Here is a 23,111-nt window from a genome sequence, read left to right on the forward strand (position 1 = left end):
TTAGCCGGCATATCGGTTTGCCGGTTTTTCCAGTCCGAAATGTTCTCTGAGCGTCGTTCCTTCATACTCTTTTCTGAACACGCCCCGTTCTTGTAAAATCGGAATCACTTTGTCTACAAAAAGAGTGAGACCTTCAGGCAAAAGCGGCGGCATGATGTTAAAACCGTCACAAGCTTGTTTTCCGACCCATTCTTCCATCTTATCGGCAAGCTGTTCCGGCGTTCCGACAAAGATATGATGGCCTCTTGAACCCGCCACATATTTGTAAAGTTCGCGGATGGTCATGTTATCGCGTTTGGCCATCTCCTGAACGAGCTTGAACCGGCTTTTAACGGCATTCGACGCATCCGCATCCAATTCAGGCAGCGGGCCGTCAAGCGGGCAGGCGGAAAGGTCGACGCCGCCCAGATAGTTTTGCAGAATGTTCAGGCCGACAGACGGAATGATGAGGTCTTGGAGCTCTTCATATTTTGCCTTTGCTTCTTCTTCGGTATCGGCGATAACGGGAAAAATTCCCGGCATGATCGCGATTTTTTCAGGATCACGGCCGAAAGAAGCCGCTTGTTCTTTAATAGATTGATAGAATTCCTGCGCGGATTCCAAATGATTTTGCGCGGTGAAAATGACCTCCGCCGTTTTGGCGGCCAGCGCTTTTCCGTCTCCTGATGATCCGGCCTGAATAATGACCGGGCGCCCTTGAGGTGTGCGGGCGACATTTAACGGCCCTCTCACGGAGAAATATGTTCCTTTATGGTTCAATTCATGCATTTTGTCTTTATCGAAAAATGCTCCTGATTCTTTGTCACGGATAAAGGCGTCTTCCTCCCACGAATCCCATAATCCTTTGACGACTTCAACGAATTCTTCCGCGCGCTGATATCTGAGATGGTGCTCAAGATGCTTTTCGCCGCTGAAATTAAGCGCGGTCGATTCAATCGATGATGTGACGACATTCCAGCCCGCGCGGCCGTTGGAAAGATGATCAAGCGATGCAAATTGTCTCGCGATATGGAACGGTTCGCTGTATGTGGTAGATGCGGTCGCCGTCAGACCGATGCGGGATGTGACCTGAGCGAGCGCCGACAGCAGCGTAAACGGCTCAAAGCGCGTCAGCACATTCGGATGTGATTTGCCGTCTATTGATAAACTGTCCGCCAAAAACAGCATGTCCAATTTCCCCCGCTCAGCCGTTTTCGCCAGTTCTTTGAAATAATCCAAATTCATGCTCGCGTCCGCCGGTGCCTGAGGATGTCTCCAAGAAGCGACATGATGGCCGGTGCCCGCGAGAAACACACCGAGTTTGATTTCTTTTTTCTTTGTCATGATGGATCTCCTTCTATTCTGAAATACAGTTAGGAAAATATTAACACCACTAAACCTATATTTCCTAGTAATTTTATAAGAATAAATCAAAATGTACAATTGTCAGGCAAGTTTGTCAATGCATTAAGACAAAAATCATGATATTTAAAAAAACCCGGCGCACCGCCCGGGTTATTTCTTCGAAACTGTATAGACGGTCCCTTTGACCTTTTTCTTAATAACGGCAATGATAAGCAGCAAAACGGGGAACAGCACTTGAAACGGAAGATGAATATAGATCGGCACAATGTTTAAGCCTTCATTCATGTGTTCCGAAAAATTGCTTGCGATGCTGATGGAGAGAATCAGCACCCCCAATCCGACCGGGAAGGCCAGCTGGGACGGATTTTTTTCTTTAAACAGCGTGGACACGCCCACGACAACCGCATATGTAAAAAGGCTGACTTTGAAAAAACCGCCGATGACGAGCACGAGCATGAAAAAGACATCCAGCCGGTCTAAAAACTCTTCCACTTTAATTGTCTGTATGGTGCTCAGCAGCGGAAATTGAGAGCGGAGCATTAAGTTGACGTCCAGCACACAAATATTAATCGCCACTGACATCGCCAAAAACAGCCCGCTGATGATAATCGCCAGAAATCCGGTTTTCTTCACCTTTTTCCGATCTTTTAAATAAGGGAAAATCATGACAAACACGATTAATTCACCGAACGGGATGAACATCGTCTGTTTAAACACGGAATAAATGACCGTTCCTGCACCCTCCGCTAAAACGGGCTGGAGAAATCTGAGGTTTATCGTGCCTGAGCTGATAATGAGGATCAGCCCGACGGCTGTCAGGAAATACATAATGCCAAACAGCAGCTCGCCGGCTCTCGCTATCACTTCAATTCCCTTTCTGACCGCAAATATCGCGGCGATCATCAGCATGGCATTCACAATTAAAAGCGGCGTGTCCTGGTAGGCGAAGGTGACAAGCATTTCGCCAAAATCCCGCAATACGCGGGCCGCGATATAAGCAAAATAGAGAATATAAAGAAGGGAGACCGCCCAGCTCAGATGTCTGCCGATCAGTTCGTTCATGTAATCTCTCGGAGAAGACTCAGGAAAAAATTGATACAGCGCCTGATAAACGTAGAAAAGCCCGAGACCGATAACGCACCCGAGAAGCACGGACAGCCACGCATCCCGCCCGGCCATCGTTCCCGGCGGGATCAATAACGAACTGCCCAATTCAAACAAAATGATCATAATAAACAGCTGACGCGTGCCGATTTTCGCATTTTCCATACGCTTCGCTCCTTTCTCCTCAAATCAATCATGCTCAAGCTTGTCTGAGAGAGGATTATTCCGCAAGCCCGTTCTTCTGATAATGACTTCCGTTTTGACATCTACGGGGAGATTGGGGAAATATTCTTCATCCCACTTCCCTTTGAACTTTTTCCATTTGTCCGGATGCTTCCGATAGATCAGGTCTCCGAAGCCGACGAAGTCATTCTTATGGGCTTTTATATCTTCAATCGATTTGGTGATATCTTTCTCAAGCTGCACGCTGAGCGCCTTTTGCATCGTCATCAGCACTTGCGGATCAGACAGATGGAAAGGGTATCTGACAGCGTCCACCAGCCCCTCGACCTGAGCATGCACGTGAATATTCGGTTTTCCGTTCGGAAAAGTGGCCGTCACCTTTGTATTCTGGCGGGTGACCTGCAGACTGATTGCATGCTTCACGTTCTTCCAATCCGCATTGATGAACGTATGTTTGATCCTATTGAGCAGCCATACAGCCCCCACACTGTCGTCATCCTCAATCCAGTAATCCAGCCTCCCATCCTTTTTGAACACCGCCAGTCCGTCCGCTGACAGCACTGCTTCCGGTTCAGTTGTCTGCGTATTTTCCATCGTAGGACCGGCTTTATCGTCTCCGTGCATTTCATAACCAGGAATAAACGGCGACCCGGCCGGAGAAGCGAGATCAATCAGAACGTCCTGAAGGCTGGTTTTAATGACTCTGCCGTATTGTTCCTGCGTGAAGCTGAGCGTCTTGTTCACTTTATTGGAAGGGATTTTATCAATCGGCGTCAGCACTTTAATAATGTCTTCAGCCTTGCAATTATGCGCGATCACAACGGTTGCGGTCGTCCTGAATTCGGTGTCGCGGTCAAGATTGTCCAGAATAAAACTGAGCCCTTCCTCTTTCGCCAGCTTTTCACTGAACACCACGAGATTCGTATGGGCAAAATAGAGCCTTCTGGACACTTTCATCGAGCCTTTTCTCAAAGCTTCCGTCATATTGTCTCCGGACACCGAATAGACGGAAACCGGAGGCCGGTCTCCCGCTCCGCCGCCCTGCAGACCGCCGGCCACATTTCCCGGATTGATAATTTGGAAATGAAGGACGTATTTTCCCGTTTCGGTCCGGTCAATACCGATGGCGGAGATCACCGCTAAATCGGTCAGCTCCCTTTTATCCCAGCATCCGGATACAAACATAAGGGAAACCATCGTACAAAGGATAAGCATCCATTTACGTCTTTTCATTACCGTCGCCCTCTTCTACATCTTTATTAACCATTCCTCTGGATGTCTCCGGTTTCGGTCTTTGATGTTCCCCTTGGCGCCTGTTGTTTTCCTGCACGAGCAGTCCCGGCCTTTTTTCATCCGCCCATAACGGAGCGCGGAGGAGGGAATCCTTCAGTCCGCCCGGGGTTAAAGGAGCGAGCGGGGACATATACGGAAATCCGAATGAACGCAGGCCGCACAGATGGACAAACATCATGATAATGCCCAGAATCAGCCCGTAAAATCCCATAACCGCCGCCGACAGAATAAAGAGAAACCGGATCAGGCGCGCAGATATCGCCATGTCAAAAGCCGGGGTCGCAAAGCTGGCAATCGCCGTCAGCGCGACGACGATAACCATGGCCGGGGAGACGATGCCGGCCTGCACGGCGGCCTGGCCGATGACAAGCGCTCCGACGATGGAAACGGCGGAGCCGACAACTCTCGGAAGCCGGACACCCGCCTCCCTGAGAATCTCAAAGGCCACTTCCATCGTCAGCGCTTCAATCACGGCCGGGAACGGCACCGTCTCCCGCTGGGCCGCGATGACAATCAGCAGCTGCGTCGGAATCATTTCCTGGTGAAAGGTCGTCGCCGCCACATAAATCCCCGGCGCCACCAGTGAAATGAAGAAGATCAAAACCCGCAGCACCCTGATGCTAGTGGCGATATCAAATCGTGAATAATAATCCTCAACGGATTGAAAAAATTGAATAAATAATGCCGGCGCGAGGAGAACGAACGGCGTTCCGTCCACGACAATCGCAAATCGTCCTTCCAGCAGATTCCCCGCCACAACGTCCGGCCGCTCTGTATGATATACGGTGGGAAACACAGAAAACGGCGCGTCTTCAATGAGCTGTTCAATGTAGCCGGATTCCAGAATGCTGTCGATGTCAATGTGCTTCAGCCGCTTGCGGACTTCCTTAATCAGCTTTTTATCACAAATTCCGTTAATATACATCAGCGCGACATCCGTATTCGTTTCGTGTCCGATCTCCATTTTTTCAACCCATACATCAGGCGTTTTTACATACCTGCGGATCATGGAAATATTGGTTTGCAGAGATTCAGTGAATCCCTGCCGCGGGCCGCGGAAAGAGACCTGGGTGCTCGGCTCTTGAATGGACCGGTGCTCTCCCCCTTCCGTGCTGGCGATCAGCGCCTTGTCAGCCCCGTCGACAAAAATGAGCGTGCTGCCCGCCACCAGCCCGGCATAAAGACTTTTCCATTTTTCTTCCTCTTTCACCCCGCCGATCGCAAGCGTTTTATCGTATATCAGGCAGACTGCTTGTTCCGGCTGAACGGACGGGATGTCGATTAAATCCTCCAGAAGGGATTGGCTGACGAGCTGTTCGTCTACCAAACCGGCGATATACACAATTGCGGCCGGAAGCTCTTCTTTTCCGATTTTCAGCCGGCGGATGACGACATCGGCACTGTTGCCGAACCTCTCAGACAGTTTCTTCATATTTTGCTTTAAGCTGAGGGAGATCGGCTCATCCCGCTCTTTGTCCGGCTGGCTGTCCGCTTCTTTTCTGCCTTCATTGTCACGGTCGTTTTGATCGGCTTTTTTTTGTTTCTTCTGCTTAAAAAATGGCGGCATATCGCAAAAAACCTTTCCTCGTTTTTTTCATATTCTTCCTGTACGGCAAAAGATTATGCACGGCGGAAAGTCTGTATAAGTTCTGCGTAATCGAAAAGGATAAAAAGGGAGAGTGATGCGCATGAAAATATTGGGGGTTTCATTTTTTTTGCTTGCTGCCTGTCTGATCATTTCAGTAACGATGGATATGCTGCAAGGTTTCAGTTTCTATGGAGCGGTCCAAAACAACCTGTCCGCTTTTAAATTGACCACCTTCTCAGAATGGCTGATGCTGTTTTTATTCGCCCTCTTTTTAATCAGAGAAATGATCGTTTTATATAAATCAGGTAAAAAAGATGCCTGACAGGCGCACGGCTGTATTGTGTCAAAAAAGAACACATCCCTCCTTCTTTCGGAGTTCATGTGTTCTTTTTATGTTTCCGGCGCAGATTGTTTTCAGATGACGATATTTCCGCTTTCCGTATCTGTCGTGTGTTTCACAATGACGCCTTTGATAATGCGGTTGCCGATAATTTTAGTACTTGCGGAGGAATTGGTTTGGATGGCGGAAGCAGAAGCGGCGGAAAGGTTGTTGATGGTATTGCCCGACACGAGGGAATTGGAGGCTCCGTTCAGATAGATGCCGATCGGGCTGCCCGCCGTTCGGTTGATCGTAAGCGTATTGTCTATGACTTCATGCGTGCCTGAGTTCAGATACACGGTAACGATAAGCGGTGATGATTCAAAGCGGTTGCTGATGACAGAGGTTCCCGAGGATGTTGAACTGAATACGGGATAGTTTTTATAGTTCTTAAAGAGATTGCCTTTGATGACAGCCCTGGCGTCATTTGTCACAGATACGGCATAGGACTCCGCGGCGCCCTGATACGCATTCGGAATCAGCGTATTTCCTTCAATAACGGCATTTCCGCCTGTGACCCATATGCCCCGGCTGAACGATGTCAGCACATTTTGTTTTACGGTGATATTGCCGGCCGACATGCTGATTCCGTCTGTCACCTGATTCAGAGTGTTATTCGTAAAGACGGCGTTTTCCGACAGCGTCGCCCGCATCCCCGTGCTTCGTCTCGTTTCGGAACGTCCGTTTTCAATGACATTGCCGTCAACGGTCACATCTTCTGCCTGATAGACGGAAATGCCCGTATTTTCAAATTGATTGATTTTGTTATGGGTGACGAGGACGCTTTTTCCCCTTACATCTATTCCGGTGGAAAAACCGGTAATCAGATTGTTGGAAATGACGGCATTGCTGCTGTCCTGTCCTTGTGACACACCTTGTCCGGCAACTGCGGTCCTTGAGCCGCCGTCTGACCGAAAGAAAACATTCCCCGAAATGACGGTATGTGCCCCATACCCGTAGCTGATTGTGTTATCGGAATGATTTCCTTCAATTAACACATTATATCCGTTAAAGTTGGTGACTGAGCTTGCGGCGTTTCCGGAAAAAAAGTTGTTGCGGACCGTAATATGAAGAGCTTCTTCATAATCAATATCGCCTTCTCCGTACGATTCAATATCGATTCCGAATTTCGGAGCCGTTCCGTTCCCTTGCCCGGCGTCTTCAATTACACATTCTTCCACCGTAACGGTATTGCAGCCGGTGATTGAAATGTTGTTCCGCCTTGACTGCCTGATCTCACAGCGGCGGATGGTCACCTGTTCTGAAGTTTCGTAATCACTGTTTGTTTTTAACCCGAGCGGGCTGACAATAATGCCGTCTCCCGTAAAATCGGAAATCTTCACATTTTCGATCAGCACATTGCTGCTGCCTTCAATACAGATTCCAAACCCCCATTCATGGGTCGACCGCAAAGGGACATTGGTATACGTGTGTTCATCCCGTTCCCCGATGATCCGGCCGCCGGTGATGGTGACATTTTCACGCCTGCCTATATAGAAAGCCGAGTAGCCCCAGGAGCTGTTCGGCGCCACTTTAATCGTGCATTCCGGATCTAAAACGATGGTGAGATGGCTCGGCACGTTAATCCCGGCGTTCCGAAACGGCTGGCTTCTGTCCCCGCCAAGCGTGCCGTTGATTTTATACGTTCCGGGCGGAAAAAACACCGTATGACAGCCTTCGCTGACGGCCCTGGCCAAGCATTGGTTGATGGCGCCCGTCACGTCGGTTTTTCCGTCTGCCGCCACACCGCAATCCGTAATATCCAATATACGATTCGGCAAGTGATAATCTCCTCCTTCCTCTCTTATTGTCATCTTATTCCGCCATATCCCGCTCCGCCTGTACATACTTTAAATTTTATTAAAAAAGTTTATAAAGATAGTTTAGTCAGATAATATAACAAAATAAGTCATTGGAATTAGGAAAATTCGTCTATATTCAACGTTTTAATATCTTTTCATTCTGGAATTTTTTGAATTCAGTATAAATTATATTGACACAAGTATTATATAAGAATATGATTTTTGTAATACACTTTTTTAAGAAAGGGTTGGCTCAGGTGGCATCTATTGATAAGGACTCTATAACAGAAACTGTGCCGCAACGAGGCTTTTTCGGTCATCCCCGCGGCTTGTTCACACTGTTTTTCACCGAATTTTGGGAGCGTTTCTCCTACTATGGTATGAGAGCCATATTGCTTTACTATTTATACACGGAAGTCGCTCATGGCGGTCTCGGCTTTGATAAAACGACCGCAGTTGCCATCATGTCCATATACGGGTCTCTCGTATACATGTCGAGCGTCATCGGCGGATGGCTGGCCGACCGGGTATTCGGCACGGCAAACACCGTATTTTACGGCGGAATTTTAATTATGTTCGGGCACATCGCTCTTGCCTTCCCTGGCAGCACGGCGGCGTTTTTCACCAGCATGGCTCTGATCATTATCGGAACCGGCCTGCTTAAACCAAACGTATCCAGCGTTGTCGGAGATTTATATACGAAGGAAGACGAGCGCCGCGACTCAGGTTTCAGCATCTTTTACATGGGCATCAACCTCGGCGGATTGCTTGCGCCGCTAATTGTCGGAACACTCGGACAGAAGTACAACTACCACTTAGGCTTCGGATGCGCCGCGGCCGGTATGTTCCTCGGACTGATTGTTTTCGCTCTTACGAGAAAGAAATACCTCGGCAAAGCAGGCTCCAATGTACCGAATCCGATTTCTAAATCATCAGTGATCGGCACGGGAATCGGAGTGGTCATCGCAGCAGCCGTTATCATCGTTCTGATCCAAACCGGCTGGCTGACGATCCAGCGTGTGATTGACACCGTCAGTATCCTCGGCATTGTCATTCCGGTCATTTACTTTATCGTGATGTTCACGAGCAAAAAAGCGACGAAAACGGAAAAATCAAGGCTTGCGGCTTATGTTCCGCTGTTTGTTGCAGCGGCAATGTTCTGGGCGATTCAGGAGCAGGGCGCGACGATTCTTGCTTTATATGCGGATCAGCGCACGAGACTTTCCTTTGCGGGCATGCATCTTGAGTCTTCATGGTTCCAGTCTCTGAATCCATTATTCATCGTTATTTTCGCGCCGGTGTTCGCCTGGATCTGGATGAAGCTCGGCAAACGCCAGCCTTCAACACCGATTAAATTCGCGATCGGCATTATCCTTGCCGGATTATCATTTTTAGTCATGGTGCTTCCGGTTATGGGCGGAAGCGGCGAGCTTGTGAGCCCGCTTTGGCTTGTGCTCAGCTTCCTTTTGGTTGTGCTTGGTGAGCTTTGCCTTTCACCGGTCGGTTTATCCGTCACAACAAAACTTGCGCCTGCCGCTTTCTCAGCGCAGACGATGAGCATGTGGTTTTTAACAAACGCCTGCGGTCAAGCCCTGAACGCAAAAGTAGTCGGTTTGTTTGATAAGATTTCTGAAGCGGCCTACTTCGGCTCAATCGGTCTTGTTTCGATCATTCTCGGTATTATTTTGATTCTTCTGTCTCCCGTCATTAAACGGGCGATGAAAGGCGTACAATAAAAGAAAAGCCTGCGGAATCGTCCGCAGGCTTTTTTTATGCGTCTATCGTTTTAACTCCTCAAGTGCTTCTCTCCATCTCTTCAAGACATCTTCCGGTTCGTGGAGCTGGATGGCCGGTCCGGATATCAGATCCGCGTATTTCGCCCGATCTTCCTTGACGGTGATCACGCGGCAGCTGAACCGTTCCCGCTCGTGTTTCGCCTCTTTCAGCGGCGGAAGCGCCTCACATTCCAATGTGACATAATATGCGGCTCCTCCGTTCCAGGCGATGAAAAGCGCTTGTCCCGAATGCAGCAGGCTGCTTACGGTCGTCGTGTTTTTCCATAAGGCGAGCCGGAGATTCGTTCTGCTCACGGCCACGATTTCACCGGCACTGATCATGGCCGCGTGCGGACGGCCTTCTTTCGTCACAGATTGGAGCACAAACGCGTCGTGCTGCTTTTTTTCAAGCTCCGTCCCGTCTAAAAGCGTGTAAAGCGCCTCCGGCAGCTGCTCCGGCAGCATTACGCTTTTCTTTCCGGAACAGCGGGAACATGTGCGGCCGTCTCTGTTTCTTTCGGATCGATTTTAAATGCCGGGTTGAATGCCGCCGGATTCGTGATGCTTTCCGGTTCACAGGATCTCCATGTGAAAAAGCAGGTTTGGCATTGGTATATTTCCCAAGCGCCTTTGACCGGCGATTGGCTGACGGTTTCTCCTTTTTTCGATTCACAGCGCGGGCATGTTTTCATTGCAATCTCATCCTTTCTTATTGATTCATCAAGTCCATCAGTTTTTGTTCCCACTCTTTCGTTGTCAGCGGAGAATCAAGCGGCTGAGAATAATGGCCTCTTGTTTCCGGCGCGACAGGCGTTGTCGCGTCAAGAATCATTTTGTGTGTCATCCCTGCCGGATCAGACCCCGGGTCAAGCGGAAGGACGGACAGGTCAGGAATGATGACTGCATCGTGTTTCGGATGCATTTTCGTTGAGAGCGCCCACATGACTTGCGGGAGGTTAAACGGATCGACATCCTCATCCACGACAATGACCATTTTGCAGTAGCCGAGTCCGTGCGGCGTGGTCAGGGCGCGCATGCCGACCGCCTTGGCAAAGCCGCCGTAGCGCGTTTTCGTGGAAATAATGGCGATCAGCCCGTGCGTATACATCGCGTTCACGGCGACAATTTCGTTCGGATAAGCTTCCTTGAGCTGCTGGTAAAGCGGCACGCACGTATTAATGCCGATCATATAATCGCACTCCGTCCACGGCATGCCTAAGTATAAATGTTCAAAAATCGGATTGTTTCTATGATATACCCGTTTGATTTTGATCACCGGCATGCTGCGGCCGCCGGAATAATGGCCCGTGAACTCACCGAAAGGTCCTTCGTATTCCCGTTCTCCCGCAAGGATCTCTCCTTCCAGAACGACTTCAGCGCCCCAAGGGATGTCTAAATCAGACAATTTAGATTTGACGATTCTGTAGGGCTCCCCTTGAATTGCGCCGGCCATTTCATACTCGGATTGATCGTATAACAGCGGAGTTGATGCAGCTGTCGTAATCACCGGCTCACAGCCGAGCGCGATCGTAACGGGAAGATTCACGCCGCGTTCTTCAGCTTGGCGAAGATGAATCGCAATATCATGCTGAGGCACGGGCTGAATGCCGAGGCGGTCTTTTCCCTTTACCTGCATTCTGTAAATACCGACATTCTGCTTGCCGAAATTGTCCGGATCTTCAAGATCGCGGGAAATGACACACGCTTTATCCAAATAGTAGCCGCCGTCCCCCTGGTTGATTCTGAATAGCGGAAGGATGTCAAATAGATTGATATCTTCCGTTATTTCATTTTCATGAAACGGCGCGGTTTCTTCCCGTTTGACCGGCACCGGAAATGCATCGTACCGTTTGGCAAACTCAAAGAATTGTTCTTTTACAGGCGTATCTTTCGGCATGCCGAGCATCATCGCGTGATTCGGCCACGAGCCGATGACATTCAGAGCCACCTGCGCATCGTGATGTCCGTAAATATTGTTAAACAAAAGCGCAGGGGTTTTATCCCCGAGATTGCTGGCTGCACGCGCGGCGGCGCCCAGATCCGGCTCCGGTTTTACCTCTTCGTTGACTGTTAAGAGCTGCCCTTCTTTTTCAAGAGCGGCGAGAAATTCCCTAAAATCCTGATAGGCCATTATCAGATTCCTCCTTTTTGTTTTTCAATTCCGTACCACCGTTTCGCTTCCGGCAGACGGATGCCGAACTGATCGAGCGTCCGGAACACAATATGGTCGATCAATTCATCCATGTCAGCCGGCTTGTTATAAAATGCCGGCATCGGCGGAAGAATGACGGAACCCATTTTTGTAAGCGCTAGCATATTTTCTAAATGGATTTGGCTGAGCGGCGTTTCTCTTGTCAGCAGTACAAGTTTTTTCCGCTCCTTCAGAATGACGTCAGCCGCTCTGGTCAGCAGATTGTCAGCCATTCCGGTGCGGATGCTTGCCAGTGATTTCATGCTGCACGGAGCGATGATCATCCCGTCCGTTTCAAACGAGCCGCTTGAAATCGCCGCTGCCTGGTCTTTGTGAGAATACGTATAGGATGCGAGTTTCTCGACATCTTTTAACGTATAATCGGTTTCATGTGTAATGGTGACATTTGCCCAAGGAGACACGACAAGATGGGTTTCGATCTCCGCGGCTTTTAAATATTCTAAAAGCCTGATCCCGAATATGGCTCCCGTTGCCCCGGTCATTCCGATGACGAGCTTCATATTGACCCCTCCTTTACGCTTGAAATGTGGTGTCAAAACCATCATACTCCTGATATATCCATATGAAAAATATTCGTTAAATCTATGTATCATACCTTAAAGGTATAAAAGAAAGGAGCGCGTTCTCATGGATATCCGGCAATTGCGTTATTTCATCACCATTGCCCAAGAGCAGAAAATCACGACGGCCGCCAAAAAGCTTCATATGGCACAGCCGCCTTTAAGCAGACAGCTGAAACAGCTCGAAGAAGAATTGGGCGTCATTCTGTTTGACCGCCATAAAAAGAAACAAATGACCCTTACATATGAAGGAAATGTCTTTTTGAAAAGAGCGAAAGAGATTCTTCATAAGTTTGAGGATGCCATAATCGAGGTACAAGAGCTGAAGGAAGAAGTGGCCGGCACACTTGCCGTCGGGTCAACCATTTACTGCGCAGCGTTCATGCTTGAGAAAGTGTCACAGATGAAAGAGCGGTTTCCGCATCTCACCTTTAACATTTGGGAAGATGAACCCGTCTCACTGCTCGAGCTTCTGGAAACCCGGCAGATTGACGCCGCCGTGACCACCACCTTGATTAAAAACGACGGCATTGAATCGAAGGAGCTTGAAGACATTCCGTGTGTATTGGTGCTGTCCGAGCATTCAAAACGACTGTGCGGTGAAACGATTAAACTGAATGACATCGCCTCTTTGCCTCTGATCCTTTTGCGTACCGTCAATGGAAGAGGTGTGTATGACCAAGTCCTCCAAGTTTGTGAACAGTACGGTCTCGACCTTCAGGTTGTCTGTGAATGTCATGACTCCGCGACGCTTTTGAGCCTCGTATCGTCAGGGTTCGGCGCCACGATTCTGCCTTTGACGATGATTCCCGTCCATATGCGCTCGCATGTCAAAACGGTTATCATCGAAGACAACCCGTTTGTCATGACACCGGCCGTCATCTGGAGGAAAGACAGCTACCTGCCGAAGCCTGTCAGACAGTTTTTGGAATTATTTTGATCTCAGAACACGAAGAATTCCCGCTTATGAAAACCAATTACTTGACTCATACTAAAAAAAAGTTATCCTTTACAATTGGGAGCTATTTTTTCTCAATAAAACTACTCAGAAAAGTGGGGAATAAAGAAGATGAAAAAAGCATTATTCGCTTTGTTCATGATGGTCAGCATCGCGGTGCTTGCAGCCTGCGGAAACTCACAGGACAGCGGATCTAAGTCAAAAGACGGCGATCTTTGGGCTTCTGTCAAGAAAAAAGGCGTACTGACCGTCGGCACAGAAGGAACGTACGAACCGTTTACCTTCCATGATAAAAAGAGTGACAAACTGACCGGATATGATGTTGAAGTGATTCAAGAAGTCGCGAAACGCCTCGGTCTGAAAGCTGACTTCAAAGAAACGCAATGGGACAGCATGTTTGCCGGATTAAACGCGAAACGGTTTGACGTCGTCGCCAACCAAGTCGGCAAAACAGGCCGTGAAAACCAATATGATTTTTCTGATAAATACACAACGTCAAATGCAGTCGTCGTGACGAAAAAAGACAGCACGATTGCGAAAGAGGCTGATGTCAAAGGAAAAACAGCGGCTCAGTCATTAACAAGCAATTACAATAAATTAGCGAAAGAAGCCGGCGCGAAAATTGAAGGCGTTGAAGGCATGGCTCAATCCCTTCAGCTCATTCAGCAGGGCCGCGCTGATCTGACTTACAACGATAAGCTTGCCGTACTGAACTACTTAAAAACGTCCGGCAATAAAAACGTGAAAATCGCGTTTGAAGCAGGCCAGCCGCAGCAGACGTATTTCGCATTCCGAAAAGGAAGCGGCGAACTTGTGACTCACGTCAACAAAGCGTTAAAAGAAATGAAAGAGGACGGGACTCTTTCTAAAATAGCGAAAAAATGGTTCGGCGAAGATGTTTCTAAGTAACATGCCGGAACCCGTGATTGCAACAGCCATTCCATGGGATTTGGTGCAGCAGTCATTCTGGCCGATTCTTTCCGGGGGAATCTATTACTCGATCCCCCTTACCATTCTTTCCTTTATTTTCGGAATGATCATCGCGCTGATTACGGCGCTCGCCAGAATGTCAAATATGAAACCATTGAGATGGGTGTTCAGCGTATACGTATCAGCGGTGCGCGGCACTCCTCTTCTCGTTCAATTGTTCATCATTTTTTATCTGTTCCCGACATTTAATATTACGCTGGACCCTTTCCCAAGCGCAGTCATCGCGTTTTCATTAAACGTGGGCGCCTACGCTTCTGAAATCATCCGGGCATCTATTTCATCCGTGCCGAAAGGGCAATGGGAAGCCGGTTATACGATCGGCATGACCTATCGCAAGACATTGTTCCGCGTGATCCTGCCGCAGGCGTTTCGCGTGTCCATTCCGCCATTATCAAATACATTTATCAGCCTGATCAAGGATACATCTCTCGCGTCACAGATTCTCGTCGCGGAGCTGTTCAGAAAAGCGCAGGAAATCGGCGCGCAAAACCTTGATCAAATCTTGGTCATCTATATTGAAGCCGCCTTTATTTATTGGATCATCTGCTTCTTGCTGTCAATCGTACAGCATGTGATCGAACGGCGTCTCGACCGTTATGTGGCCAAATAAGGAGGTTTCGATATGCTTTCCGTCAAAGGATTAAATAAATCATTCGGACAGAATGAAATTTTAAAAAAGATAGATATGGAGATAGAAAAAGGGAAAGTCATCGCCATTCTGGGGCCGTCCGGTTCAGGAAAAACGACGCTTCTGCGCTGTCTGAACGCGCTTGAGATCCCCAATCGCGGCGAGCTGGCATTCTCAGATTTTGCAATAGATTTCTCCAAAAAAGTGAAGCAGGCTGATATTCTTCGCCTCCGCCGCAAATCAGGCATGGTCTTTCAGGCGTATCATCTGTTTCCTCACCGCACGGCGCTTGAAAACGTCATGGAAGGACCCGTTCAAGTGCAAAAGCGCGACAAGGAGCAAGTCAGAAAAGAAGCGATGGAGCTTCTGGAAAAAGTCGGACTGAAAGACAAAATGGATTTATATCCGTTCCAGCTTTCCGGCGGTCAGCAGCAGCGTGTCGGCATCGCCCGCGCGCTTGCGATTCAGCCCGAGCTGATGCTGTTTGACGAACCGACGTCAGCGCTTGATCCGGAGCTGGTCGGCGAGGTGCTCAAAGTGATTAAGGATTTGGCAAACGAAGGCTGGACGATGGTCGTCGTCACCCATGAAATCAAATTCGCGCAGGAAGTGGCCGATGAAGTCATTTTCATTGACGGCGGCGTCATTGTGGAACAAGGACCGCCGTCCCACATTTTTTCCGCGCCGAAAGAAGAACGCACGCAGCGGTTTTTAAATCGTATACTGAATCCTTTGTAGGAGCGGGAGAAGAAGCGAAACACTGATTTCGCTTCTTCTTTTTTTTGGCGGTTATGCTACAATGACAATTAATGAAATTTTATGAAAGAAGGGACCTCTTTGAAGCGGGAATTCGTGATGCGCTGGACGTTTTATTTTGCCGGTCTGTTGATTTTGTCTTTCGGGGTATCGTTAACCATTAAAGGAAAAGCTCTCGGCATCAGCCCTTGGGATGCCTTTCATTATGGGCTTTTTCAGCATTTCGGGCTTTCTGTCGGACAATGGTCCATCGTGGTCGGCGCGGTCATCGTGGCTTTAACCTGCCTGTTCACGAGGACGCTCCCGAAAATCGGCGCTATCTTAAATATGGTGCTGATGGGAATGTTTATTGATTTCTTTTCGTTTCTGCTTCCTGAGGCGCACGCTTTTTCCTTAGCGGCCGTGTTTTTTTCGATCGGATTGCTGCTAATCGGCTGCGGCGTCGGTATTTACGTATCAGCAGGGCTCGGCGCGGGCCCCCGGGACTCTCTGATGATGCTGATATCTGAAAAAACGGGCTGGAACGTGCAATGGGTGCGGAACGGCATTGAGCTGACGATTCTTGCCGCAGCCTGGATGATGGGCGGGCCGATCGGCGCCGGAACCATTATTACGGCTGTTTTGACGGGGCTGATTCTGCGTTTTTCTTTGCCGCAGTCCTCTAAACTGTTAACATACGCGATCTCCGGGCGGGCAACGTCCGTTCATTAAAAACAAAGCCGAAACGGTTTTGTTTTTTTATTTTCGGACAGCTTTCGTCTGATATGATAGGATGGTTTTGACAATATTTTCAGACGGAGGATCTGGACATGAAGATTTACGGAGTATATATGGACCGCCCGCTTTCTGCAGAGGAAGAGGATCGGATGATGGCGGCCGTGTCCGCCGAAAAGCGGGAAAAATGCCGGCGCTTTTACCATAAGGAGGATGCTCACCGCACCTTGATCGGCGACATGCTGATCCGCACCGCTGCGGCGAAGGCTTACGGACTTGATCCGGCCGGGATTTCATTCAGCGTCCAGGAATACGGAAAGCCGTACATCCCCGCGCTTCCGGACATGCACTTTAACATTTCCCATTCCGGGCGCTGGATCGTGTGTGCCGTTGATTCAAAACCGATCGGCATTGATATTGAAAAAATGAAGCCCGGCACAATTGATATCGCCAAACGTTTTTTTTCGCCGACGGAATACAGTGATCTGCAAGCGAAACACCCCGATCAGCAGACCGATTATTTTTACCACCTGTGGTCGATGAAAGAAAGCTTTATCAAACAGGCCGGAAAAGGGCTTTCCCTGCCGCTTGATTCATTCAGCGTCCGCCTTAAAGACGACGGCCATGTGTCCATTGAGCTCCCGGACGGACATGAACCTTGTTTCATCCGCACATATGATGCGGACGAGGAGTATAAGCTGGCCGTTTGTGCGGCGCATCCCGATTTTTGTGACGGGATTGAGATGAAAACGTATGAAGAGCTGCTGTAAGCATAGAAAAAGGAGGGTGGCCCCCTCCTTTTTTGTCAGCCTGATATTTCCGCCTGTTTCTGCAGCTGCTTTGCTTCTTGATAAATTTCTTCGAACAGATCCGCGATGTGTTCTTCTTCAACACATGAAAATGCGATTCGCAAATCGGTTTCATTAATGGATATCGTTCCGATTCCTCTCTTTTCAAGCAACGACACTCTCAATTCGCCGGCGTTTATGTCTTTCAGCCGGACACACATGAAATAACCCGAGTTAAACGGATAAGGCGTCCATACGTCTTCATAATGCTTGTTTTCTGCAAGAACGGCTTTCACTTTGTCAGCCCGTTTTTTCATGATGTTATATTTCAGCGATTTTTCTTTCTCGTATTCCGGTGACTGCATCGCCCGAAGCATGAATGTTTGGGACGGGTGCGGGGCGCTTGAAATCGTTCCCCTGATAATCCCTTTCGTTTTTTCCTCGAGCACGCGCAGCGCTTTTTCGCTTTTTGTGCTGTACGTAATAAAACCGACGCGGAAGCCCCATGCGTAATTTTCCTTCGTCGCGCCGTCTATTTTCACGCAAAGCACCCGGTCGTGCACTTGGGCGAGTTTGCTGAAGATGGATTCCTGAATGGCCGTTTCATCGTAAAACAGATTGTAATACGCATCGTCTACGAGCACGACAATCTCTTTGCCGGCTTCTGCCGCCTCCAAGATCACGCTGACGATTTCTGCCGCTTCCTCTTCTCCCGGCGTGTAGCCTGTCGGATTATTCGGGAAATTCAGCACGACAATCGCCTTTTCTTCCTGCTTTTTCAGCAGCTCGGACAGCCCCGCCGCATTAAAACGCCCATCCTGCTGAAAAAGCGGGTACGTCTCAATGGATGCCTTGCGCCGGACACCGAAAATGAAATTGTAATTTCCCCAATATTTATCAGGCAGAAGCAGCGCATCCCCTTCATTGACGAACAAGTCGGCAGCAATGCTCAGTCCGTGTGTTAAAGCGTTTGTCACGATCGGCGTGCTGATGTCTTTGCCGGCTAATGAAGGATTTTCGAGACGCATTTTTTTCAGCCATTCCTGTCTGAGCGGCTCTTTTCCCTGCGGCGGAGCATAATCGTAGATATCATCGGGGTTATAGGCGGACAGTGTCTCTTGAATATGGGAAAAATGCATGGACTCGCCTTGTGAGGTGGCAATCCCGATCGTGGCATTATACTTTCCGGCCTTGGCTTTCGCTTCCGCCGATTGTGTCAGCACCCCTTTCGGATAAAACAACTCTCTGCCCAAATCAGAAAGCATATGAAGCACGTACGGGTTTTCTTCAGATAATGTTCTGTTCAGCTCTTTTGCTGCATCATTCATGTACGACAATCCCTTCAAAATTATATTCCATCAAATCATAACATAAAATTTTTGATAAATGAGAAAACTCACGGGCGGATTTTGTTACAAAAAACAGACAGCGAATGCTGTCTGTCATATCCTATAACAATTGGCCTGCAGTGCTCCTGTTAATAATCTCATATATTCGTTCCGCCACTTTTTCAGTTTCACTTAATATGAACATGTGGCCGTCCGAAAACTCATGAAATACGGGATTGCCGGCCCATTTTTTCCATCCGTCCGCATCTTTGATACATTTTTTATCCTTCCGCCCGTTAAAAATATGGACGGGTGATTGAATGATGTGAGAATCAGACGGACGGAAGCTTTCAAGCGCGCGGTAGTCGGATCTGAAAGAAGGCAGGAAAAATGACATGACCTCCTTATTCTCCACTAACTCCTGCGGCATTCCGCCAAGCTCGATAATATGGGCGAGAAATTTTTCATCATCAAGATGAGACACTTTTTTCCTTTCCACATGCGGCGGCTGAATGGCTGAGATGATCACGGCCTGCGGGTAAATGCCCTCCCGCTCCAGCTTTTGCGCCAGCCTGAAAGCGACCATGCCTCCCATACTGTGGCCGAACAGCACAAACGGGCGGTCAGGATGGAGATTCAACTCCTGCTTGTATAAACTGACAAGCTGTTCAAAATCCTCAACGGGGGACATTTGATTTGTTCCGTGTCCCGGCGGTTCCGCGGCAAGCATCTCACACTCACCTTGAAGATAGGTGTGGAGCGGGCGGAATGATGCGGAATAGCCTCCTGCGAACGGAAAACAGATAAGCTGCGTTTTTTCCGTGGTATCGAACGATTTAAAGAGCTGGACCATTGGCGGGCTTCCTCCTTTTCTATCGTGAAGTTGTCAGCTTCGGATGTTCCTTCCTTAGGAATTCGAGCAAATATGCCGCATTCCTTTCGAGACATTCTCCCTGAAGCATTTCTGCGTGCGTGCCGCAGCCTTTTTTCACACGGCATTCACCTGTCGTGGCTTCCTCCCACGCAGCGAGCCACGGCGGCATCGCAAAGTCCGGTTCTGACGTTAATAGATCTATATCCGCATTAACCGTGCCGGTACTGACGGTATGCACGAAATAAGAATAAAACGCGTTTGTTTTTTTGGCGAGACCTTCTTTGACGGCTTCGTTATTCAGCGCTTCATTGTCCCGGTTTACCTTCATCAGCGCCTGGACATCACTTTCTACGGTGCGGCCTTCTAAGTCGCTGACGCCTTGTTTTTTATAGGAATCGACCATGATCAGCCGCTCCACTTTACGTCCTTCGGCTTCAAGCTGTTTGGCCGTTTCAAAGGCGAGCGTGCAGCCTGCCGAGTATCCGAACAGCTTGACCGGTCCTTCCGGCTGGAGCTGATTGATCAGCTCTGTGTAGCGTTCGATGCGGTTGTCTTCCTCGATAAAATCAAACGCACAGATTTTATAGCCGGACAGCTGTTTTGCCAGCGGCTGGTACATCAGCCCGTAACCGAGAACCGGCGGGAACGCAAACAGTGTGTCAGACTGATTTTTATTCATGATGGTGAGATCTTTCATTCCTTTTTCTTCACCGTGAAGCAGATAACCGGCAATGTCTGCGATTGTCGTCGCTTCGAATAACAGCTGCACCGGAATGTCCGCACCGAGCTCTTTTTTAATGCGTGACGCTGCCGTCATCGCTTTTAAGGAATGGCCTCCGAGCGCGAAGAAATCATCATGAATCCCGATCTGCTGTCTGCCGAGGATGTCGGACCAGATGTGCGCAATTGTTTCTTCCGTCGCGTTTCGAGGCCCGATCCATTCTTTCGCCGGCTGAGCCTGATCCGGTTTCGGCAGCTGCCGTTTATTGACCTTCCCGTTTGTCGTTAACGGAAGCTCCTCTAAGAAAGTAAAGGTTTGCGGCACCATGTAAGCAGGAAGCTGTTTTTTCAAGTGCCTCTTTACGTCATCAGCTGAAAGCGGCGTCCGGTTCACGAGGTAGGCATTGATTGATGCATCTCCGGACTCATGGCGGTCTGCAACAACGACCGCATCTTTCACACCCGGGTATTCCTGCAGCTGCTTTTCGATTTCTTCAAGCTCAATCCGGTGTCCGCGTATTTTGACCTGGTCGTCAATACGCCCGGCGTATTCAATTGTTCCATCCGGCAGCCAGCGTGCTAAATCCCCTGTGCGGTAAAGCGTTTCTCCCGGCTTGAACGGATTTGGGATAAACGTTTGCTTCGTCAGGTCATGACGGTTCAGATACCCTTTTGATACACCCATTCCGCTGATGCACAGTTCACCGACAGCTCCGAACGGCTGAAGCTGATTTTGCCCGTTCAGAATATAAACACTGGCATTGCTGATCGGCTTTCCGATCGGCAATGAGGAAATGGAATCCGGGATATCATGCACGACGTGAGCTGTCGCAAACACCGTTCCCTCGGTCGGCCCGTAGCAATTAATCAGCTTGCCAGGCCCCATGATCTCAAGCGCCTTTCTGACGTGAGGCACTGACGCGCGCTCACCCCCGAATAACACACAGCGAAGCCCCTTCAGCCACTCCTCTCCCGCATCGGTGAGAAGATTAAAAAGTGCGGTTGTCGCAAACATGACATTGACATTCTCCTGCCGGATCAGATCAGTGAGCCGTTCTGTATCAAGCAGTGTATGTTCATCTGCGATAATGAGCCGTGCCGCATTCAGTATTGATGCGTAGAAATCAAAGGTAAATGCGTCAAAGGCGTAATTGGAAACAGATAAGAACGTATCTTGTTCAGAAAATGCCATGTAATCTACATGCTTGACCAATCCTTGAATATTGGCATGAGTGGTGATATTGCCCTTCGGCTTTCCGGTTGTGCCGGACGTATACATAATATACGCAGGATCATCGGGATCAACTGCGGCTGCAGGATCGCTTGCCTGTTCCTCAAACCGTGCCCGATCATCGATGATAAGTGTTGTTCCTGTATACGGCAGCTGAGCCGCTTTTTCTTTCATCTCCTGATGTGTCAGCAGACAGGCTGCCGCACTGTCAGCCAGCATGTACGAGATTCGGTCCTCCGGCAGCTTCGGATCAACCGGCAGATAAGCCGCTCCTGCTTTTAATACACCGAGAATGCCGATCACCAGCTCAAGCGAGCGCTTCGTGTACAACGCGACAACGGAGCCTTTGCCCGCACCTTGCTTTTGCAAACGGCGCGCAAGACGGTTCGCTTCCTCATCTAATTCACGATAGGAAAGAGTCTGGCCGGAATACGTAAGCGCCGGCGCATCAGGATTTACATTCACCGCTTCCTTGAACCAATCCGTCAGAGGCTTCGCCTGATGAGTCTGAGCCGGCGGGTTTAAGCCGGTAAGCAGAAGCTCTCTTTCCTTTTCATCAACAAGTCTGATCGTATTGACAGGCTGATCCGGCTTCTGGATGAGCTGCTGAATCGCTGTGAGAAGCTGAGATTTTAAGCGCAGGATAAACGCCTCATCAAACACATTCCCGTTATAGGCAAGCTTAATCAGCATCTCATCACCTGGAGAAGCCATCAGGTTGAGATCATAATTCGATTTCTCAAAAACGTGTACATCCTCCATATCAAAGCCGTTTTCACTGTTCTCTTCATTTTTTGCATCCTGAAGCGGATAATTTTCAAACACAATGATGTGGTCAATCAGCTTTGGCTGATCGGCCTGGCTTTGGATGTCATAGAGCGGCACATATTGATGCGGCTCAGACTGCAGCGATTGCTCCTGCAGCTGCTTGAGCAAGCCGTTAAATGTGGTATCCCCAGACAGCTTCACCCGCCTCGGAACAGCATTGATAAACAGCCCGACCATATGTTCAACGCCTTTGATTTCTGCGGGGCGCCCGGAAACGACTGTGCCGAAGATCAAATCGCCGGACTGCTGGTAGCGGCTGATTAATACACTCCAAACCGCCTGCAGCGCCGTACTCAAAGTGGTATGCTGCGATTTTGCAAGCTCGGTAAATGCTTTTGTTTCCTCCTCCGGCAGTGAGAAGAGCAGCTCTTTCGGCTCATAGCCGTCCTTTTGTTTCTTTCTTTGCTCCGCAAATGTCGTTTGTCCTTCAAAATCTTCTAAGTACTCGCGCCAGTAATGCAGTGATGCTTGTTTATCCTGCTTTTCAAGCCACTTGATATAGTCTTTATACGGTTTGACCGGCGGCAGGCTGTACGGCTTTTGTTCGCGCAGGGCATTGTATACCTTAAACAGATCCTGCACGACGATGCCGAAGCACCAGCCGTCCAAAATGATGTGGTGGTAGCTCCACACCCATTCAAAGCTTTCTTCCGATTTTTTGAAAATGGCTGCCCGCATCGGAATATCCCGCGTCAAATCAAAGCCCTTGATCTTATCCTGTTCTTTGTATTCATTGATTTTGGCTGTTTGCTCGCTGTCCGTTACATGTGTCAGATCGATTTCTTCGATCTGAAACTGCCGTTTTTTCAATACGACTTGGACCGGCCTTTTTACTTTTTCGTGAATGAACACGGTACGAAATACATCGTACCGGTCCATGATCACATTCATGCTTTCTTCAAGGCATTTGATATTCAAGCTGCCTTTTACTTTCATTGTCATTTGTTCGATGTAAAAGCTTTGGCCGGGATTCAGGAGAGTATGAAACAGCATTCCCTCCTGCATCGGCGACAAATAATACATGTCCTGAACCTGATCTTTGCTGAATTGGCTCAT

General features: G+C 48.9%; 20 protein-coding genes. 8 read left to right on the forward strand and 12 right to left on the reverse strand.

What is annotated here, in order from left to right; translation table 11 throughout:
• From CXL14_RS01510 to gerKA, 4 genes are all read right to left on the reverse strand, one after another.
• Complete coding sequence (locus tag CXL14_RS01510) at window positions 1-1,326, reverse strand: LLM class flavin-dependent oxidoreductase (protein WP_094296447.1); 1,326 nt, start codon at window positions 1,324-1,326, stop codon at window positions 1-3.
• Between the two features lie 168 nt (window positions 1,327-1,494).
• The gene (locus tag CXL14_RS01515; protein ID WP_014416891.1) at window positions 1,495-2,613 is read right to left on the reverse strand and encodes an endospore germination permease GerKB; all 1,119 of its coding nucleotides are present in this window, start codon (window positions 2,611-2,613) and stop codon (window positions 1,495-1,497) included.
• A gap of 24 nt (window positions 2,614-2,637) precedes the next feature.
• Window positions 2,638-3,864 carry a Ger(x)C family spore germination protein gene (locus tag CXL14_RS01520; protein ID WP_014416890.1) on the reverse strand — a complete coding sequence of 409 codons (1,227 nt, stop codon included), beginning with the start codon at window positions 3,862-3,864 and terminating at the stop codon, window positions 2,638-2,640.
• On the reverse strand, window positions 3,851-5,491 hold the full coding sequence (gene gerKA, locus CXL14_RS01525) for a spore germination protein GerKA (RefSeq protein WP_014416889.1): 1,641 nt from the start codon (window positions 5,489-5,491) through the stop codon (window positions 3,851-3,853). Before gerKA ends, CXL14_RS01520 begins: the two co-directional genes overlap by 14 nt.
• A 121-nt stretch (window positions 5,492-5,612) precedes the next feature.
• On the opposite strand from gerKA, the gene CXL14_RS01530 reads away from it, so the two are divergent.
• Window positions 5,613-5,834: a YczF family membrane protein gene (locus CXL14_RS01530; protein ID WP_014720711.1), complete on the forward strand. Its 222-nt coding sequence runs from the start codon at window positions 5,613-5,615 to the stop codon at window positions 5,832-5,834.
• A 92-nt stretch (window positions 5,835-5,926) separates the two neighbouring features.
• On the opposite strand, the gene CXL14_RS01535 is transcribed toward CXL14_RS01530, so the two are convergent.
• The gene (locus CXL14_RS01535) at window positions 5,927-7,672 is read right to left on the reverse strand and encodes a right-handed parallel beta-helix repeat-containing protein (RefSeq protein ID WP_014416887.1); all 1,746 of its coding nucleotides are present in this window, start codon (window positions 7,670-7,672) and stop codon (window positions 5,927-5,929) included.
• Between the two features lie 278 nt (window positions 7,673-7,950).
• On the opposite strand from CXL14_RS01535, the gene CXL14_RS01540 reads away from it, so the two are divergent.
• Window positions 7,951-9,429 (forward strand): peptide MFS transporter, encoded by a 1,479-nt coding sequence (locus tag CXL14_RS01540; RefSeq protein ID WP_012116786.1) that lies wholly within the window; start codon window positions 7,951-7,953, stop codon window positions 9,427-9,429.
• A 42-nt stretch (window positions 9,430-9,471) separates the two neighbouring features.
• Here CXL14_RS01540 and CXL14_RS01545 read toward each other — a convergent pair whose 3' ends face one another.
• The 4 genes from CXL14_RS01545 to CXL14_RS01560 are packed head-to-tail and all read right to left on the reverse strand — an operon-like array spanning window position 9,472 to window position 12,216.
• A complete protein-coding gene (locus tag CXL14_RS01545) occupies window positions 9,472-9,933 on the reverse strand; it encodes a hypothetical protein (RefSeq protein ID WP_014416886.1) in 462 nt (153 codons plus the stop codon).
• Window positions 9,933-10,160: a non-oxidative hydroxyarylic acid decarboxylases subunit D gene (locus tag CXL14_RS01550; protein WP_007410250.1), complete on the reverse strand. Its 228-nt coding sequence runs from the start codon at window positions 10,158-10,160 to the stop codon at window positions 9,933-9,935. The genes CXL14_RS01545 and CXL14_RS01550 overlap by 1 nt, the downstream gene beginning before the upstream one ends.
• Window positions 10,161-10,177: 17 nt before the next feature.
• A complete protein-coding gene (gene bsdC / locus CXL14_RS01555; RefSeq protein ID WP_003156369.1) occupies window positions 10,178-11,599 on the reverse strand; it encodes a phenolic acid decarboxylase BsdC in 1,422 nt (473 codons plus the stop codon).
• Between the two features lie 2 nt (window positions 11,600-11,601).
• On the reverse strand, window positions 11,602-12,216 hold the full coding sequence (locus CXL14_RS01560) for a non-oxidative hydroxyarylic acid decarboxylases subunit B (RefSeq protein ID WP_088005476.1): 615 nt from the start codon (window positions 12,214-12,216) through the stop codon (window positions 11,602-11,604).
• Between the two features lie 91 nt (window positions 12,217-12,307).
• On the opposite strand from CXL14_RS01560, the gene CXL14_RS01565 reads away from it, so the two are divergent.
• From CXL14_RS01565 to CXL14_RS01590, 6 genes are all read left to right on the forward strand, one after another.
• Complete coding sequence (locus tag CXL14_RS01565; protein WP_014416884.1) at window positions 12,308-13,180, forward strand: LysR family transcriptional regulator; 873 nt, start codon at window positions 12,308-12,310, stop codon at window positions 13,178-13,180.
• Between the two features lie 129 nt (window positions 13,181-13,309).
• Window positions 13,310-14,107, forward strand: a complete 798-nt coding sequence (gene tcyA, locus CXL14_RS01570; protein WP_014416883.1) for a cystine ABC transporter substrate-binding lipoprotein TcyA — start codon at window positions 13,310-13,312, stop codon at window positions 14,105-14,107.
• Entirely contained in the window at window positions 14,094-14,798 is a 705-nt protein-coding gene (locus CXL14_RS01575) for an amino acid ABC transporter permease (protein ID WP_003156375.1), read from the forward strand. The genes tcyA and CXL14_RS01575 overlap by 14 nt, the downstream gene beginning before the upstream one ends.
• A gap of 12 nt (window positions 14,799-14,810) precedes the next feature.
• Complete coding sequence (gene tcyC, locus CXL14_RS01580; protein ID WP_014416882.1) at window positions 14,811-15,554, forward strand: cystine ABC transporter ATP-binding protein TcyC; 744 nt, start codon at window positions 14,811-14,813, stop codon at window positions 15,552-15,554.
• Window positions 15,555-15,653: 99 nt separating this feature from the next.
• Window positions 15,654-16,283 (forward strand): YczE/YyaS/YitT family protein, encoded by a 630-nt coding sequence (locus tag CXL14_RS01585; protein ID WP_017419384.1) that lies wholly within the window; start codon window positions 15,654-15,656, stop codon window positions 16,281-16,283.
• A gap of 98 nt (window positions 16,284-16,381) precedes the next feature.
• Window positions 16,382-17,056, forward strand: coding sequence for a 4'-phosphopantetheinyl transferase family protein (locus CXL14_RS01590; RefSeq protein ID WP_014416880.1), 675 nt, complete (start codon window positions 16,382-16,384; stop codon window positions 17,054-17,056).
• A gap of 35 nt (window positions 17,057-17,091) precedes the next feature.
• On the opposite strand, the gene CXL14_RS01595 is transcribed toward CXL14_RS01590, so the two are convergent.
• The 3 genes from CXL14_RS01595 to srfAC all read right to left on the reverse strand — a co-directional run bounded on the left by CXL14_RS01595 (window position 17,092) and on the right by srfAC (window position 23,111).
• On the reverse strand, window positions 17,092-18,402 hold the full coding sequence (locus CXL14_RS01595) for an aminotransferase class I/II-fold pyridoxal phosphate-dependent enzyme (protein WP_014416879.1): 1,311 nt from the start codon (window positions 18,400-18,402) through the stop codon (window positions 17,092-17,094).
• 121 nt (window positions 18,403-18,523) lie between these two features.
• Window positions 18,524-19,255, reverse strand: coding sequence for a surfactin biosynthesis thioesterase SrfAD (srfAD, locus tag CXL14_RS01600; protein ID WP_014416878.1), 732 nt, complete (start codon window positions 19,253-19,255; stop codon window positions 18,524-18,526).
• 19 nt (window positions 19,256-19,274) lie between these two features.
• The gene (srfAC, locus tag CXL14_RS01605; RefSeq protein ID WP_094296371.1) at window positions 19,275-23,111 is read right to left on the reverse strand and encodes a surfactin non-ribosomal peptide synthetase SrfAC; all 3,837 of its coding nucleotides are present in this window, start codon (window positions 23,109-23,111) and stop codon (window positions 19,275-19,277) included.

Source organism: Bacillus sp. SJ-10, assembly GCF_002843505.1.
In the GTDB taxonomy this organism is placed as follows: domain Bacteria; phylum Bacillota; class Bacilli; order Bacillales; family Bacillaceae; genus Bacillus; species Bacillus velezensis.

Excerpts from the sequence above, each read along its gene's own strand:
- bsdC (WP_003156369.1), bottom strand. The coding sequence starts at position 11,599 with ATGGCCTATCAGGATTTTAGGGAATTTCTCGCCGCTCTTGAAAAAGAA.
- CXL14_RS01520 (WP_014416890.1), bottom strand. The coding sequence starts at position 3,864 with ATGAAAAGACGTAAATGGATGCTTATCCTTTGTACGATGGTTTCCCTT.
- CXL14_RS01590 (WP_014416880.1), top strand. The coding sequence starts at position 16,382 with ATGAAGATTTACGGAGTATATATGGACCGCCCGCTTTCTGCAGAGGAA.
- CXL14_RS01565 (WP_014416884.1), top strand. The coding sequence starts at position 12,308 with ATGGATATCCGGCAATTGCGTTATTTCATCACCATTGCCCAAGAGCAG.
- CXL14_RS01550 (WP_007410250.1), bottom strand. The coding sequence starts at position 10,160 with ATGAAAACATGCCCGCGCTGTGAATCGAAAAAAGGAGAAACCGTCAGC.
- CXL14_RS01530 (WP_014720711.1), top strand. The coding sequence starts at position 5,613 with ATGAAAATATTGGGGGTTTCATTTTTTTTGCTTGCTGCCTGTCTGATC.
- CXL14_RS01515 (WP_014416891.1), bottom strand. The coding sequence starts at position 2,613 with ATGGAAAATGCGAAAATCGGCACGCGTCAGCTGTTTATTATGATCATT.
- CXL14_RS01545 (WP_014416886.1), bottom strand. The coding sequence starts at position 9,933 with ATGCTGCCGGAGCAGCTGCCGGAGGCGCTTTACACGCTTTTAGACGGG.
- tcyA (WP_014416883.1), top strand. The coding sequence starts at position 13,310 with ATGAAAAAAGCATTATTCGCTTTGTTCATGATGGTCAGCATCGCGGTG.
- srfAD (WP_014416878.1), bottom strand. The coding sequence starts at position 19,255 with ATGGTCCAGCTCTTTAAATCGTTCGATACCACGGAAAAAACGCAGCTT.
- CXL14_RS01575 (WP_003156375.1), top strand. The coding sequence starts at position 14,094 with ATGTTTCTAAGTAACATGCCGGAACCCGTGATTGCAACAGCCATTCCA.
- CXL14_RS01595 (WP_014416879.1), bottom strand. The coding sequence starts at position 18,402 with ATGAATGATGCAGCAAAAGAGCTGAACAGAACATTATCTGAAGAAAAC.
- tcyC (WP_014416882.1), top strand. The coding sequence starts at position 14,811 with ATGCTTTCCGTCAAAGGATTAAATAAATCATTCGGACAGAATGAAATT.
- srfAC (WP_094296371.1), bottom strand. The coding sequence starts at position 23,111 with ATGAGCCAATTCAGCAAAGATCAGGTTCAGGACATGTATTATTTGTCG.
- gerKA (WP_014416889.1), bottom strand. The coding sequence starts at position 5,491 with ATGCCGCCATTTTTTAAGCAGAAGAAACAAAAAAAAGCCGATCAAAAC.